Consider the following 15,126-nt stretch of genomic DNA (forward strand, 5'->3'; position numbering starts at 1 on the left):
TAAAAAACTTTGCCAAAGTCTTTTACTTCCTTGGCAAAGTTTTTTATTTTTATCTTCTAATCTTTTGGCAAAATGCCTTTACTATTTCTGCCGAAATCCTACCTGCTTCTTCTACAAATTCGTTATACGAAATTGCATTACCTTCGCCTGCCTTGTCTGATATAGCACGAAGCATCACAAAAGGGACTCCTAACAGATAACAAGTTTGAGCTATAGCAGCAGCCTCCATTTCTACCGCTTTAGCTTGCGGAAAAGTATTAGCTATCTGCTGCAAACGTTCAGGTGATGAAATAAAAGCATCACCACTAACTACTTGCCCATAATGCAAGCGATACTGATGTTGTGCTGCTACTTCTTTCAGTTGTGCTGACCATTGAACATCTGCTATAAAAGCGGGAGGCATCTGCGCCTGCTGCCCTATTTCATAACCAAAAGCCGTTACATCTACATCGTGATGACGTACTTCAGTAGCTAAAATAATATCGTACACTGAAGTATCAGCTAATCCTCCAGCAGTACCTGTATTAATAATAAGTGAGGGGTTATATTTTTCTATTAACAAAGTAGTAGCTACTGCAGCACTCACCTTACCGATACCCGAAAGTAGCACTACTACCTCTGTACCACAGAGTGTCCCCTCATAAAATGCAAAACGCCCTATCTTTGTTTCCTTACAATCTATAATGGCAGCCCTGAGAGTATTAATCTCCAGCTCCATAGCTCCTATAATTCCTATCATTTGATAAATAAATTAAAAAGAGGGACTGTTCAATCTCTAAAGAACAGCCCCTTACTATAAATATGAACTTTATCTATTTCTTATTTTCTACCAATAATGGTTTCATATTTTCAGTTATATATGTTTCTGCCTTATTACCCTCGGCACTATATATTATAAGAGCCTTTATTTCAGGATGTTTAGCTAAAAATTCCTTACTTTTTTCAAGACCTATAAGCATAAACATAGTAGCATACGAATCTGACTCGCGTGCAGATTTGGTAACTACTGTAGCACTAAGCATTTCACTTTCCAAAGGTTTACCTGTTGAAGGGTCGATAATATGCACAAAGCGTCTTCCTGTACCATCTATCCATACACGGCGGAAGTTCTCATCAGTAGAAACAGCCTCATTAGTTAGTTTTAGATTTACTTCAGAATAATTAGAATCCAATTCATAAGGGTCAATCACATTTACTACCCAAGGTTTTCCTTCTACAGTATTTTTACCACTTACTTTTATTTCGCCTGCTACTTTCACCACATAATCATTGATACCCTTTCCTTGCAAATAGTCACCAATTACATCAGCGGTATAGCCTCTTACTACAGACGACAAATCCACTTGAATAGCTGGATGTTCTTTTTTTACATAACCATCAGCCCCTATTTGCACTTTGTCAAATCCCACATATTGTTTTAGGCTATCAATCTCCTGGTCAGTAGGTAGTTTAGAAATAGGTTGTATCATCTCACGACCAAATCCCCATACTTTTATAAGTAACCCCACTGTTGGGTCATACTTTCCTCCACTTTCTTTCCATATCTCACGAGCAGCTGTATATACTTTCTTAAAGTGTTCATCTGCTTTGATAGGCACATATCCCTTATTAATTTTTGAGACAATAGACTCTTCGTTATAAACAGAAAGTGAGTTATCTATAGTCCTCACTATTGAATCAATAGAAGACTTTAAACTAATGGTGTCTGTAGAGATGTATTTAACTCGGTATTCTACAGTTCCAGCTACACCTTCTATTTCTTGATATTTAGGAGTTCCTTTTTTCGAATCACAAGAGAATAGTAGAAGTCCTCCTAAGCACAATGTTAAAATTCTTGTTTTCATATTTGCTTATTATAAAAAATTATTTAGTTTTTTTATTAGTGAATTATTAATTTTTCAAATGATTTCGTCTTATAGGTTGCTTCCTGATGCTTGTCATCACTATACACTAATAGTACTGCTAAATCAGGATGTTTTTCTAAAAAAGCCTTGCTTTTTGCAAGTCCCATCACCATAAACATAGTAGCATATCCATCGGCTAACATTGTTGAGGGGGCTACTACGGTAGCACTTAGCACATCGCTCTGGGTAGCCCTACCTGTTAGTGGGTTGATAGAATGCACGTATTTACGCCCATTGCTATCTGTCCATACTTTTCTATAATTACCAGAGGTTGCCAATCCTTGGTTAGTAAACTGAATAGTAGCGACCAAATCGCGATCATCTAATGGTTTTAACGGATTCTCAACGCCTATTGTCCAAGACTTATCTTCAACTGTATTCTTACCTTTTAAGTACATTTCGCCAGCTATTTCTACTATGTAGTTCTTTATTCCTCTTGCACTTAAATAGTTAGCCACTACATCCGAGGTGTAGCCTTGGGCAATAGCGTTGAAGTCAAAAAGTATTTCAGTATATCGTTTTTTTATAAGATTCTTTTCTGTAATCGCCACTTTATCAAATCCTACATATTTTCTAAGACTATCTATCTTTTTATCAGTAGGAAGGTCTGCTTCGCTTATTTTTTGTTTACCAAATCCCCAAGCATTTACTAATACACCCACTGTAGGGTCAAACAGTCCTTCACTTTCTTGCCATATCTGCTGCGAAGCTTCAAACACTTTTCTAAAATGCTCATCTACCACCACCGTAGTATCTCCCTGATTAATCTTCGAAATAGCCGAATCAGAACGGTAGGTAGACATTGAGCGGTCTATCACTTCAAGTATTGAGTCTATGGCTGGTTTGAGATTTTCATCGCGCTCAGCTATGTACTTGATGTGGTAAGTAGACCCTTGTGCCTCTCCTTCTATTAAGTATACTTTTTCGTTTACAGAAGGTTGGCAGGCCACCATTACCATAGTAAGTATAAACACTAAATATTTCATTGTTTAATCAATATTGTGCGCAAAGATATATTTTTTATTTATTCCCTCCAAATTTTTTGTTAATTATTTTCTAAAAATTAACATTCCTACTTATTATTGTTTTTTACATAGTGGTAAAATTTCTTGCGGTACTATCCGATAGCGTTCTATCTCTTCTGCTGTAAAATGCGTTGAATAGATTATTTCTTCTACCTCAAACCCCACTTGTCGCAACCTATCAAAGTAATCCAACCCGTACACGCGTACGTGGTCGTACTGTCCAAAAATGCGAGTACGCTCAGCAGGGTCGGTGATGGTATCGTCTTCAAAAGTATGTGCCCTATTTATATCTTGGGGTACCTGAAATATTCCCCAGCCTCCTTTTTTCATTACGCGGTACAATTCGCGCATTGCTTGTGCATCATCAGGGATGTGCTCTAACACGTGATTGCAAAATATCACATCAAAACTATTATCTTCAAAAGGCAAAGCACACAAATCGGCTTTTACATCTGCCAAAGGCGAATAAAGATCTGTGGTGATGTAGGTCAGATTTTTCTGGTTTTTAAAGCGCTTATAAAACGCCTGTTCTGGGGCTACGTGTAGCACTTTCAAAGGTTTCGAGAAAAAATCAGTCTCTCGAGTAAGGTACAACCACAGCAAGCGATGCCGCTCTAACGACAAAGTAGAGGGCGAAAGCACATTGGCACGCGGACTACCATAGCCATAAGGCAAAAACTTCCTAAATGTTTTTCCATCAATAGGATCTTCATATTTTTTACCTCTCAAATATAGTGCCAAAAAAGGACGTACCCAATAACTCATTTTTATTAGGTACGGACGTGGTATAGTGTTTAAAATGTATTTAATTACCGACAAATTCTAATAGTTTTTAGTTTAACGATACAAGGTAAGTCCAAAACCTTTCATTTCAGCAGAATAAACAGGGTAACACACCATCTGAACAGAAGATTTTTCTTCAGCTGAAAACCATTTAGAAGTATAGGGCAAAAGCCAATAAGCGGCACGAGTACTAAGGATACCTATTCCTGCTCCTACGCACACATCACCTGCCCAATGGCGATTATTATGCAGACGCATACCTGCTACTACAGCAGAAAGTGCATAGCCGCTAATTCCTATCCATACACTTTCGTCTTTATACTCCTGCCAAAGCATTTCCATTCCTGTAAAAGCTGTAGCTGTATGTCCCGAAGGAAAAGAATTATAGCTACTGTTGTCAGGGCGGCGTATGCGTGTAGTGTATTTTACTCCATTTACCAAAGCTGCCATAATAGCATAAGAGGTAGCACCTACTATCAACCGTTCTTTCACCGTATGTTTGGGTTTAACGCCAAAATTGCTAAGCGCAAAAGTAGTTGTTATAGGGGCATATTGCAGGTAATCATCAAAACGGTGTTTCTGTCCTCCCGAAAATCTATAAGCGTGTCTTTGCACATACCTATTAATATAGGTAGCATTAGAAATAAGTCCTAATGATATAAGCGATGCAGGTAGCAATACTTGCTGTACACTTGGTTTTTCAGTTGTCAATAGCGAAGAGGGTAAAGCTATCGACAGACTATCGTTTTGTGCCTTTACTGAAGAGATGAGAATAAAGCAAAATGCTATAATAAAAAACAATACTTTCATTGGCTATCAATCATTTTACTACCAGAAATAGTACAAAAGTACTGAACCTACTATTATACGATAGATACCCCACACTTTAAAACCAAACTTAGTAAGTATATGTATAAAAAACTTCACTGCTATCATCGCCACTACAAAGGCTACCACATTGCCTATAATAAACAACCAAAAAGACTGGTCGCTTGCCATAATAAGCTCATAACCTTTTTGTTGTACCGTACCTTCAGCACCCCATTTTTTTAAGAAAAGCGAATAAACGGTTACAGCTAACATTGTCGGAACAGCCAAGAAAAAAGAGAACTCAGCAGCAGCCTTGCGCGAAAGCCCTTGGGTCATACCCCCAATGATAGAAGCTGCAGAGCGCGAAGTACCAGGCATCATCGCCAAGCATTGCCAAAAGCCTATTATAACTGCTTTCTTTACTGAAATCTCTTTTTCGTTATCAATAACAGGATTTTTAAACCATTTATCTACAAATATTAGAATAATCCCCCCTATAATAAGCACAATAGATATTACTTTTTGATTGCCCAATACCGCTTCTATCTTATCATCAAAAAGTTTTCCTAATATCAAGGCTGGCACTACTGCACAAGCTAACTTAATATAAAAATTGAAGTTAGAAAAGTCAAAGAATTTGCGCCAATATAGCACTACTATCGATAAGATAGCCCCAAACTGTATAGATACCTGAAACATTTTCAGATATTCATCTTCAGGCATTCCCATCAAGCTGGCGGTAAAGCCCATATGGGCTGTTGATGAAATAGGAAGGTACTCAGTAAGTCCCTCTACTATAGCGATAATAATAGCTTGTAGTGTATTCATTATTTATTTTCTTCTTTTTGAGTTTCTTTTTTAGTAGGGTTGAGCAATATAGCGTATATTTCTATGGCAAAGCCCAAAAGCACTAAAGCGGGTGCTAAGTGAATACGTCTAAAGTCAAAAATTGACGCATCAAACACTGCAGGATTATCGCTACCACCTCCACTCATCAGCAAAAAGCCTAGCGTTATAACAGCTAAGCCTATCGCCATAAAAATATAATTTTTCTCTTCAAAAATAAGGGTTGAATGATGTTTCATTATAATTGTATTTTTTCAATTTTGAATTATTCGCTAATTAGTAATACAAATCATTGGTGTTTAGGTTTAAAAAACGCTGAGTAGCAAAAAAAGTACTACCCCAACTGATAAGAATACCTATCAGCAATACACCTACAAATACTATCAATAGTACACTACTGTCTATCAGCACTCCAAACTCAGGATACGATCTAACAATAGCCAAAAGAGAAAGATAGAAAAAGCTCATTGCTATTAAGGCACTTAATATCCCTAAGCGTACATTAGTGCGTATAAACGGACGACGTATAAACCCACGCGTAGCCCCTACTAACTGCATTGTCTTGATAATAAAACGCTTAGAGTAAATAGAAAGCCTAATTGACGCATTGATGAGCAACACCGACACAAAGGTAAAAAGGGCACTAAAAACTAAAGTGATTAACCCTATTCTATTCACATTATCGTGAATGAGTGCTACCAATGATTGATCGTATATTACTTCGGACACAAACGAATTTTGCTCTAATTCGTGTTTAATTTCTTGCATTTTATCAGGCTCTGCAAACTCAGCTTTCAGACTGAGGTCTATAGCATTTCGCAGCGGATTGGTGCCAATAAAAGTAACAAAATCCTCTCCTATATCCTTACTAAACTTCTCTGCTGCCTCATCTTTCGATATAAACTTCAGCTCTTTTACATAATCAGCTACTGATAGCGTTTTCTGCAGTTGGGTAATATCAGCTGCTTTAGCATTATCCTTTATTTGCACAGTTACTGTTACCTGCTCTTTGAAATGGTCAGCTATTTTTTTAGTACTGAGTACCAAAAAACCAAAGAAAGCCAACAAAAACAACACCAAGGTAATACTTACGATAACCGAAAAATAAGAGGTGAGTAGTCTTCTTCTGTTAAATGAATCTATCGAACGCGACATTATAATAAGTTTAATAACGGGGCAAAATTACAAAATAATTACAAATGACAAATGATAAAGCACAAATTTTTTCCCCGTTTCAATCAGGAGAGGAGGAGGTTGACGAAACGAGGAAAAAATAAATATGAATAATAATCTATGAGTTCTTTTCTGTTTTGCGGCGTTTTTTCTCAGCACTTAGCAGTGTAAGCTCGCGTCCTGTTTGTCCTGCCACTGAAGTATTTTCTTCAGCACGGCGTATCAAGTAAGGCATTACCTCGCGCACAGGACCGAAAGGCAAGTATTTAGCCACATTATACCCCTCTTTTGAGGCATTGAAGCTAATATGGTCGCTCATACCATACAATTGGGCTATCCAAACACGTTTATCGTCTTTAGCAAGTCCTTTTTTAGCCATTAAGTCCATAATAAGAGCAGCACTTTCTTCGTTATGAGTACCTGCAAAAAGTGCAATACGGTCGATATGCTCTATAATATAGGTAACAACTGCATTATAATTATCATCAGTAGCCTGTTTGCTAGCACATATAGGGGTAGGATAGCCTTGTTCAGCAGCGCGTTCGTTTTCTTTTTCCATATACGCTCCACGCACTACCTTCACCCCAATATAGAAACCATCAGCTACTGAACGCTCATAAAGTCCTTTTAGGTAAGGCAGACGGTCGTGGCGATACATTTGTAGCGTGTTGTATACAATAGCTTCTTCCTTGTTATACTTGCGCATCATCTCTTCCACCAAGTCATCAGCGGCAGTCTGCATCCAGCTCTCTTCAGCATCTACTAAAATAGGGAGTTTATACTCATAGGCTTTCTTACAAGCAGCATCAAAGCGCTGCTTTATCTTTTCCCATTCTTTTTCTTCATCAGCGGTTAAGCTCTTGCCTTCAGTAATTTTTTGGAAAATAGCAAAACGCCCAAATCCTGTAGGTTTAAAAACTACGATAGGGATACCATCATTGCGGTGTTGGTTACCAAAATCAATGGTTTCCATCGTTTTCTGAAAGGTAGCTTCAAGAGAGGCTTCATCATCTTTCCCTTCTACCGAATAGTCAAGCACAGACCCCACCCCTTTGTTATGCATTTTTTGGATAACAGGTAGGCAGTCTTGCTCCGAAACGCCCCCACAAAATTGGTTAAACACCGTACTGCGAATCATTCCTTCTACAGGTAGACGGAGCTTTAGCGAAAAATTGGTAAGAGCAGTACCCATATTGATAAGGGCATTGTTACCGATGAGTTTAAAGAGCCAATAAGCCCAATTTAACTCTGATTGGCTTTTGAGTTCAAAAGCGGTCTTAGTGTCAGAAAAGCGATTTTCCATAATTGTCAATTATCAATTGTTAACTATTAATTGTTAATGTGAGGCAAAGATATCATTTATTTTTTTAACAAACAAATTTTTCTTTAATTATTTTTCCTTACCATATCTGTCGTTCAACATTAACAATCAACACTAACTATTAGCTATGTATTGCTCTGTTCTCGGTAGCAGCAAGAGCGGCTTCTTTTACAGCTTCAGTAAAAGTTGGGTGTGCGTGACTGATGCGCGCTATATCTTCAGCACTGGCTTTAAACTCCATTGCAGTTACAGCTTCGGCTATCATATCGGCAGCTCGCGCTCCTATAATATGTACCCCTAATACCTCATCGGTCTTAGTATCAGCTAATATTTTCACAAAACCATCAGTATCCATACTAGCACGAGCACGACCCAAAGCACGGAATGCAAATTGTCCTACTTTATAAGTTACTCCTTCAGCTTTTAGTTGCTCTTCGCTCTTGCCTACTGAAGCTACTTCTGGCCAAGTGTAAACAACGCCTGGTATAAGATTGTAATCAATATGAGGCTTTTGCCCTGCCAACTGTTCTACTACCAATACCCCTTCTTCTTCAGCTTTATGCGCCAACATAGCGCCGCGCACCACATCGCCTATAGCATAGATATTAGGTATATTAGTCTGCAAATGGTCATTTACCACTACCCTACCCCTATCATCTTTGTGTACGCCAGCTGCTTCGAGGTTAAGACCTTCGGTATAAGGACGGCGACCTACAGCTACTAAACAGTAATCGCCTTGCAGGCTGAGTTCTTCGCCCTTAGGAGTAGTTGCTTTTACTGTTACCGTAGCTCCTTCACGGGTTACTTCTTTCACTTGGTGACCGGTATAAAAATCAAAACCTTGCTTTTTGAGTACTTTAGTAAGTTCTCGCCCTAAACCTCTGTCCATTGTAGGGATAATACTATCGGTATACTCTACTACTGATACTTTTGCCCCTAAACGACTATATACTTGTCCTAATTCTAAGCCTATCACTCCCCCTCCTATCACTATTAGATGTTTAGGAACTTCTTTTAGTTTAAGTGCCTCGGTAGAGGTAATCACACGCTCTTTATCGAGAGAGATAAAAGGTAAAGAGGCAGGTTTAGAGCCTGTAGCTATAATAGTATATTTAGCTTCGATAAGCTGTTCGGTAGCATCGGTTGCTGTAATCTTTATTTGGGTAGGCGACACAAAAGAGCCTACTCCTGTAAAGACTTCTACCTTATTTTTGTCCATCAAGAATTTCACACCTGCACAAGTTTGCTCTACCACAGCCGCCTTGCGTGCTATCATTTTCTCTAAGTTGAGGGTTACCTCGCCAGAGAGTTCAATACCGTGTGCGTCTAAATGCTTAAGGGTATCTTCGTAGTGATGAGAAGAATCTAACAAGGCTTTAGAAGGTATACAGCCTACATTAAGGCAAGTGCCGCCTAAAGTGTTATATTTTTCTACAAGGGCCGTTTTAAATCCTAATTGCCCTGCGCGTATAGCAGCCACATAGCCGCCTGGACCTGAACCGATGATAACGATGTCGTAGGTTTTCATACTATATTGGTTTTTTAGATTTTTTTATTTTCACCGCAAAGTTAAATAAATAATCTGAATACACAAAATAAAGTAAATAAAAAAAAGCTGCCTTATCACTAAGACAGCCTTTTCACTATGCAAATAAAGTTAAACTTTTACTTTTTATGCTCTTCTTTGTTATCAGAGCTCACCGATTCATCTTTTACAGTATCGTAAATGATTGGTGCTGCCACAAAGATAGATGAGTAAGTACCTACAAATACACCTATAATCATAGCGAACATAAAGCCTCTAAGGGTTTCACCACCAAAGATAAAGATGGTTACCAATACGGCTAAAGTAGTAAATGAGGTGTTCAAGGTACGGCTAAGAGTAGTATTAAGGGCGTGGTTAATCTTTTCGCGAGACCAATGTGGCTGACGCATTACCTCCCTAATACGGTCGTAGATAATCACCGTGTCGTTAAGCGAGTAACCTACTACTGTAAGAATAGCCGCTATAAACGCTTGGTCGATTTCCATATTAAATGGCATTATGCTGTAGGTTAGCGAGTAAATACCCAATACCAATAGCACGTCGTGAGCTGATGATACTATCGCACCCATAGAGAACTGCCATTTACGGAAACGGAAGAGGATATACAAGCCTATCACTATAAGTGAACCTATTACTGACCAGAAGGCACTACTCTTAATATCTTCTGCTATGGTAGGCCCTACTTTCATTGACTGCATAATACCGACCTTATCAGTAGAGGAAGCTTGTGCAAAACTTTCATAAGAAAGCCCTTGTGGTAAGAAAGATTGTAAGCCTTTGTAAAGGAGTTGTTGTACCTCGTTATCTACTTCAGTACTTTCTTCTTGTACTTTATATTTAGTAGAGATTTTCACTTGGTTAGGAGCCCCAAAAGTCTTCACCTCTACATTACCTAAATCCTTTTTCAACGCTTCGGCTACTTGGGTAGGTACTACTTCTTTTTCAAAACGCACTTGGTAAGTACGTCCTCCTACGAAGTCGATACCTTGGTCAAGACCACGAGTGAAAAGCGAAATAATTCCTATTACAGAAAGAGCAATAGAGATAACATAACCCACTTTGCGGTTGCCTATAAAGTTCAAATTAACATTCTTGAACCAGTTTTTAGTAACAGAAGTTACAAAAGTAAGTGGGTGACGTTTTTCTACGCTATAGTCTATAAGAAGACGAGTAATAAAGATAGCGGTAAAGAGCGTAGTAAGAATACCGATGAGCAAGGTAGTTGCAAAACCTTGAATAGGGCCACTACCGAAGAACAAAAGTATCAACGCTGTCAGACCTGTAGTGATATTAGAGTCTAAGATAGACGATAAAGCGTGCTTAAAGCCATCAACTACCGCTTGGTCAGTACTTTTACCTTTAGCTAATTCTTCCTTCGAGCGCTCAAAGATAAGTACGTTAGCATCGACCGCCATACCTATAGTAAGCACGATACCCGCAATACCCGGTAAGGTAAGCACTGCCCCTATACTTGATAGCACTCCAAAGATAAGGAGAATATTCACCAATAAAGCTATATCAGCATAAATACCCGCACGACCGTAGTAGAACACCATCCAAGCGAAGATAAAGATAGTAGCAATAAGGAATGAGTTCATACCGCTGTCGATAGCCTCTTGCCCTAATGAAGGTCCTACCACTTCAGACTGTACGATGTCAGCCCCTGCAGGCAACTTACCAGCACGAAGTACGTTAGCAAGGTCGATAGCCTCATTAAGAGTGAAGTTACCGGTAATTTCAGAACGACCTCCTGAAATAGCACCTGTGGTTACCCCTGGTGCTGAATACACTATATTATCAAGTACAATGGCTATATTGCCGCGTTCAGTAAAGGCTTTGCCAGTAAGGGCTTCCCATATACGAGCTCCTTTACCGTCCATTTGCATTGATACTGATGGTTGGTTGCGCATATCATACCCTTGGTCTGCTTGGGTAATCACGTTACCAGTAAGGGCAGGAGTGTTATCGCGGTTGCCTTTGAGCGCATACAACTCAATCATAGAAGTTTTCTTGTCTGGTTTGCCCCATACGAATTTCACATATTGCAAATCAGCAGGTAGCAAACGTTTAGCTTCTGGTGAATGCAAGTAGCTATTCACCTGCATTGTATCTTTAAGATTTGCTGTTAAAAGTACAGGACTTTCGTAACGAACAGGGCTAGCCAAATCGAAAAGAGGATTAATAGTGCCTTTAGCAGGTACTGAATCTTTCTTCACATCAGTAAGAAGAGAGTCGATAGTGCTACCTGTTTGTGTATTAACCGCTAAAGTATCTTTAGTAGAAGTAGTTTTAGCTACTTTAGTAGTTTTGAGTTGCTCGTTAAGAGCTTCTAAGTAAGGATATACATCTCCGTTCTTATAAGTTTCCCAAAATTCGAGTTGAGCAGTACTTTGTAAAAGGGCTTTTACACGGTCGATATCTTTAGCTCCAGGAAGCTCGATAAGTATACGACCAGAGGCACCCAAGCGTTGGATATTAGGCTGAGAAACCCCAAATTTGTCGATACGTTTGCGCAATACCTCGAAAGCTGACACGATAGACTCATCAACTTTGCGACGGATAATAGGGCGCACCTCGCTATCAGACATTTGGAAGTTGATTTGGTCACTAAGGGTTTTATTAGCAAACACATCAGGTGAAGCTAATTTACCACCGTTTTTAGCGTAAGCTTCGAAGAACAAATCCAAGTAGGTTTTGTCGGTTTTGCGCAGCTGAACATCCGCTTCGGCTAATGATTTGTTAAAAATGGGGTCTTTAGAATTGTTAGCCAACCCTCTAAGGATATCTTTTACTGAAATCTGTAGGATAACGTTGATACCCCCTTTGAGGTCGAGCCCACGGTTGAGCTCTTTCTCTTTAACTTCAGCAAAAGTGAACTTAGCTATACCGATGTTATACACATCTTGCCCCAACATTGAGTCTAAATACTTTGCTTCGACTGCTTCGCGCTTAGCGATATAATCGGGCTGAGTATTAGACACTTTAGCCGCAGCAAACGCTTTGGCTTCGTCTTCCACTCTACCTGCCACATACGTAAATGAAAGCTGGTAAATACTTACCAACCCAAATAGTAGGGCAAATAGTTTAATAAGTCCTTTGTTTTGCATTTTTTTAAATGAATTACTTAACTTTTTATCTTCAAACGGCAAAGGTACATATTTTACACTAAATACAAAATATTTCTTAAAAAAAATTAGTGTCTTTTTTTTGTAAGTATTATAAATCAGACAATTAGATAATTAGCAAATTTGTAAATTAGCAAATTAGTAAATTCGCAAGGTTTTGCGGTTTTTATTGTTAATTTGACAAAGGCGTTTCTTCAGTGTGTCTATATTCAAGCTATATTCATTGTATATTCAACCTATAGCCAAGCTATCATTGCCGATTTGTCAATTTGTCAATTTGGCGATTTGGTGATTTGCCGATTTGTAAATTTGCGAAGAATTCTTGCTTATTCAAAAATTATTCGTATATTTGTGCGATTTTTATAAAAACTAAAAACTAATATTATTATGGCAAAAGCAGGAAATGTATTATTAGGGCTTGCAGCAGGTTTAGCTGTAGGCGTAGCTGTTGGTGTATTATTTGCACCCGACAAAGGTGAAGAAACCCGTAAAAAAATAAAAGACGGGGTGAGTGATAAGGCTGATAAGCTAAAACGCAAATTGGAAAAACTAACCCAAGAAGTTAGAGAAAAATCAGGAGAGGTAAAGGAAAACTTAGAAGAAAAAGTAGAAAACTTACTTTCTAAATCGAGCTATAAAGCTGACGATGTAATTACTTTCCTTGAAAAGAAATTGGCTGCCCTTAAGGAAGCTAACGCTAAGTTGCAGAAATAAGCTATTATGTCGTTTCACTCGATAAAAGAATCATTTAAGGAAGTTCCTACAAAAGCAACTGATGCTCTTGATGCGCAAGTGGCCTATTATAAGCTATTCCTTTTTAGGTTTATAGCCCAATCATCTACAGGCTTAATAACTTTTTTTATAGTAGCTTTTGCGTGTTTGTTGATGCTATTCTTCATATCGATTGCTGCAGCTTATGCAGTAGGTGAGGCTGTAGATAGCATAGCGTGGGGCTTTGTTATTGTAGGGACTTTCTATATAATAGTAGCTGCGGGAGCTTTCTTCTTCCGCAGGGTACTTATTGTGAAACCTTTGCTAAGGAAACTGTCGGAAATTTACTTTAAAGCAGCACCTGATGATGATGAAGAATAAAATATACGAATCATTCGAGGCAATTGATAATGACCTAAAAATACTGAAACTCGAAAAAGATATTCACGCCCTTAAACTATCGCGTCAGCTTTCTGTTTGCAAAGAAGAGATGACGGTAAGCAACCTGTTAGCGGGCACGTGGTTTTCTATCTTTTCTCCTAAAAAAAGATGGCTCAGTTTAGTGATGGAATACGCCCTATTTTTCCTATTTAGAAAAAGATGAGTAATAGTATTGTAAAGAACCTCGATTGGGTGTCGGTGATATTGTACCTATTATTGGTAAGTTGCGGGTGGATAGCTATTTTTTCAACTACTTATAGCGACCTGAAAGCTAGTTCTATATTCGACCTCAATCAGTTCTACGGAAAGCAGTTGCTTTTTATTGCCCTTAGCTTCTTGCTTATCCTCTTTATCTTGGCTATAGATAGCAAGTTGTACATTAATCTGGCAGTAACTTTTTACTTGATAGCCATTGTATTGCTGGCGGGACTGTTCGTCTTTGGAAAAGAGACGAATGGGGCGCGGGCGTGGTATGCTATTGGCAGCATCACGGTGCAGCCGAGCGAGTTTGCCAAAGTAGCTACTGCTTTGGCTTTTTCGCGTTATGTGAGCGACATTCACACCGATGTGCGGCGCATACCTGACTTACTACGCGCCATAGCTATTATTTGTGTACCTTCTTTTCTTATCTTGCTACAGCCCGACGTAGGGAGTTTATTGGTATTCTTCTCGCTACTGTTTGTACTTTTTCGCGAAGGAATGCCCTCTGCGCTCTTATTCTACCTATTTTTAGCAGGGGTAGTATTTGTTTCCTCCTTAAAATTCGGCACTCCACTTACTCTGTTAGCCTCTGCCTTATGCATTGGCTTCTACGTTTTTTGGCATAAACGCCGTACCAATCGTATACCCTTTGCCAATTTGTTCATACTCAGTGGCATCTGTTTAGTAACAGCTTTGGCTACCCACCCTGCCTATGAGAATGTGCTAAAGCAGCACCACCGCAACCGTCTAAGCCTATGGTTGCGCTTAGAAACTGACCCTCAGAAAATAGCCGCAATGAAACGCGACTTTGCCTACAATACGAATATGGCTGAATCGGCTATTACCTCGGGAGGTACTTTGGGCAAAGGTTTTTTACAAGGCACGCGCACCAAAGGTAGCTTTATACCCGAGCAACACACCGACTATATATTCACCACCATTGGCGAAGAATGGGGCTTTGCGGGTACTACGTTAGTGGTTGTCCTTTTTGCGTTACTCCTTCTGCGGTTGCTACAGTTAGCCGAACGACAGAAAACCAAATTTAACCGCGTCTATGGCTATTGCGTAGTGTCGATACTCTTTGTACACTTCTGCATCAATATAGGTATGGTTATCAGTCTTATCCCTACTATAGGTATCCCCCTACCCTTCTTTAGTTATGGAGGTTCAGGGCTATGGGCTTTCACTATATTGCTGTTTATCTTCCTCCGTTTAGATGCGAGGTAATGAGTCAATTTGC

Annotated in this window: 15 protein-coding genes; 4 read left to right on the forward strand and 11 right to left on the reverse strand. The window is 39.0% G+C overall.

Annotated elements, in window-relative coordinates; translation table 11 throughout:
- Positions 1–49: 49 nt before the first annotated feature.
- From FOC45_RS07720 to secDF, 11 genes are all read right to left on the reverse strand, one after another.
- Positions 50–739 carry a 5'-methylthioadenosine/adenosylhomocysteine nucleosidase gene (locus FOC45_RS07720; RefSeq protein ID WP_009391294.1) on the reverse strand — a complete coding sequence of 230 codons (690 nt, stop codon included), beginning with the start codon at positions 737–739 and terminating at the stop codon, positions 50–52.
- Between the two features lie 73 nt (positions 740–812).
- Positions 813–1,844: an FAD:protein FMN transferase gene (locus FOC45_RS07725; protein ID WP_009391293.1), complete on the reverse strand. Its 1,032-nt coding sequence runs from the start codon at positions 1,842–1,844 to the stop codon at positions 813–815.
- Between the two features lie 35 nt (positions 1,845–1,879).
- Positions 1,880–2,890 (reverse strand): FAD:protein FMN transferase, encoded by a 1,011-nt coding sequence (locus FOC45_RS07730; protein ID WP_009391292.1) that lies wholly within the window; start codon positions 2,888–2,890, stop codon positions 1,880–1,882.
- Between the two features lie 93 nt (positions 2,891–2,983).
- Positions 2,984–3,694 (reverse strand): class I SAM-dependent methyltransferase, encoded by a 711-nt coding sequence (locus FOC45_RS07735; RefSeq protein ID WP_009391291.1) that lies wholly within the window; start codon positions 3,692–3,694, stop codon positions 2,984–2,986.
- Between the two features lie 72 nt (positions 3,695–3,766).
- Positions 3,767–4,522: a phosphatase PAP2 family protein gene (locus FOC45_RS07740; protein ID WP_009391290.1), complete on the reverse strand. Its 756-nt coding sequence runs from the start codon at positions 4,520–4,522 to the stop codon at positions 3,767–3,769.
- 18 nt (positions 4,523–4,540) lie between these two features.
- Positions 4,541–5,350 carry an undecaprenyl-diphosphate phosphatase gene (locus FOC45_RS07745; protein ID WP_009391289.1) on the reverse strand — a complete coding sequence of 270 codons (810 nt, stop codon included), beginning with the start codon at positions 5,348–5,350 and terminating at the stop codon, positions 4,541–4,543.
- Positions 5,350–5,607 carry a DUF3098 domain-containing protein gene (locus FOC45_RS07750; RefSeq protein WP_009391288.1) on the reverse strand — a complete coding sequence of 86 codons (258 nt, stop codon included), beginning with the start codon at positions 5,605–5,607 and terminating at the stop codon, positions 5,350–5,352. The genes FOC45_RS07745 and FOC45_RS07750 overlap by 1 nt, the downstream gene beginning before the upstream one ends.
- A gap of 37 nt (positions 5,608–5,644) precedes the next feature.
- Complete coding sequence (locus FOC45_RS07755) at positions 5,645–6,523, reverse strand: ABC transporter permease (RefSeq protein WP_034540150.1); 879 nt, start codon at positions 6,521–6,523, stop codon at positions 5,645–5,647.
- A 136-nt stretch (positions 6,524–6,659) separates the two neighbouring features.
- Positions 6,660–7,844 carry a proline dehydrogenase family protein gene (locus FOC45_RS07760; protein WP_009391283.1) on the reverse strand — a complete coding sequence of 395 codons (1,185 nt, stop codon included), beginning with the start codon at positions 7,842–7,844 and terminating at the stop codon, positions 6,660–6,662.
- Between the two features lie 139 nt (positions 7,845–7,983).
- The gene (gene lpdA / locus FOC45_RS07765) at positions 7,984–9,390 is read right to left on the reverse strand and encodes a dihydrolipoyl dehydrogenase (RefSeq protein ID WP_009391282.1); all 1,407 of its coding nucleotides are present in this window, start codon (positions 9,388–9,390) and stop codon (positions 7,984–7,986) included.
- Positions 9,391–9,527: 137 nt separating this feature from the next.
- The gene (secDF, locus tag FOC45_RS07770) at positions 9,528–12,515 is read right to left on the reverse strand and encodes a protein translocase subunit SecDF (RefSeq protein ID WP_009391281.1); all 2,988 of its coding nucleotides are present in this window, start codon (positions 12,513–12,515) and stop codon (positions 9,528–9,530) included.
- A gap of 405 nt (positions 12,516–12,920) precedes the next feature.
- On the opposite strand from secDF, the gene FOC45_RS07775 reads away from it, so the two are divergent.
- Genes FOC45_RS07775 through rodA form a run of 4 tightly spaced genes read left to right on the forward strand, consistent with a single transcriptional unit; the run spans position 12,921 to position 15,113 of the window.
- Positions 12,921–13,247, forward strand: coding sequence for a YtxH domain-containing protein (locus tag FOC45_RS07775; RefSeq protein WP_009391280.1), 327 nt, complete (start codon positions 12,921–12,923; stop codon positions 13,245–13,247).
- Positions 13,248–13,253: 6 nt separating this feature from the next.
- On the forward strand, positions 13,254–13,625 hold the full coding sequence (locus FOC45_RS07780; RefSeq protein WP_009391279.1) for a hypothetical protein: 372 nt from the start codon (positions 13,254–13,256) through the stop codon (positions 13,623–13,625).
- Positions 13,609–13,848 (forward strand): DUF6327 family protein, encoded by a 240-nt coding sequence (locus FOC45_RS07785; protein ID WP_009391277.1) that lies wholly within the window; start codon positions 13,609–13,611, stop codon positions 13,846–13,848. The genes FOC45_RS07780 and FOC45_RS07785 overlap by 17 nt, the downstream gene beginning before the upstream one ends.
- Positions 13,845–15,113: a rod shape-determining protein RodA gene (gene rodA, locus FOC45_RS07790; RefSeq protein ID WP_009391275.1), complete on the forward strand. Its 1,269-nt coding sequence runs from the start codon at positions 13,845–13,847 to the stop codon at positions 15,111–15,113. Before FOC45_RS07785 ends, rodA begins: the two co-directional genes overlap by 4 nt.
- The last annotated feature ends 13 nt before the right edge of the window (positions 15,114–15,126 follow it).

The organism is Capnocytophaga sp. FDAARGOS_737 (assembly GCF_009730375.1).
GTDB classification, from domain to species: Bacteria; Bacteroidota; Bacteroidia; order Flavobacteriales; family Flavobacteriaceae; genus Capnocytophaga; species Capnocytophaga leadbetteri.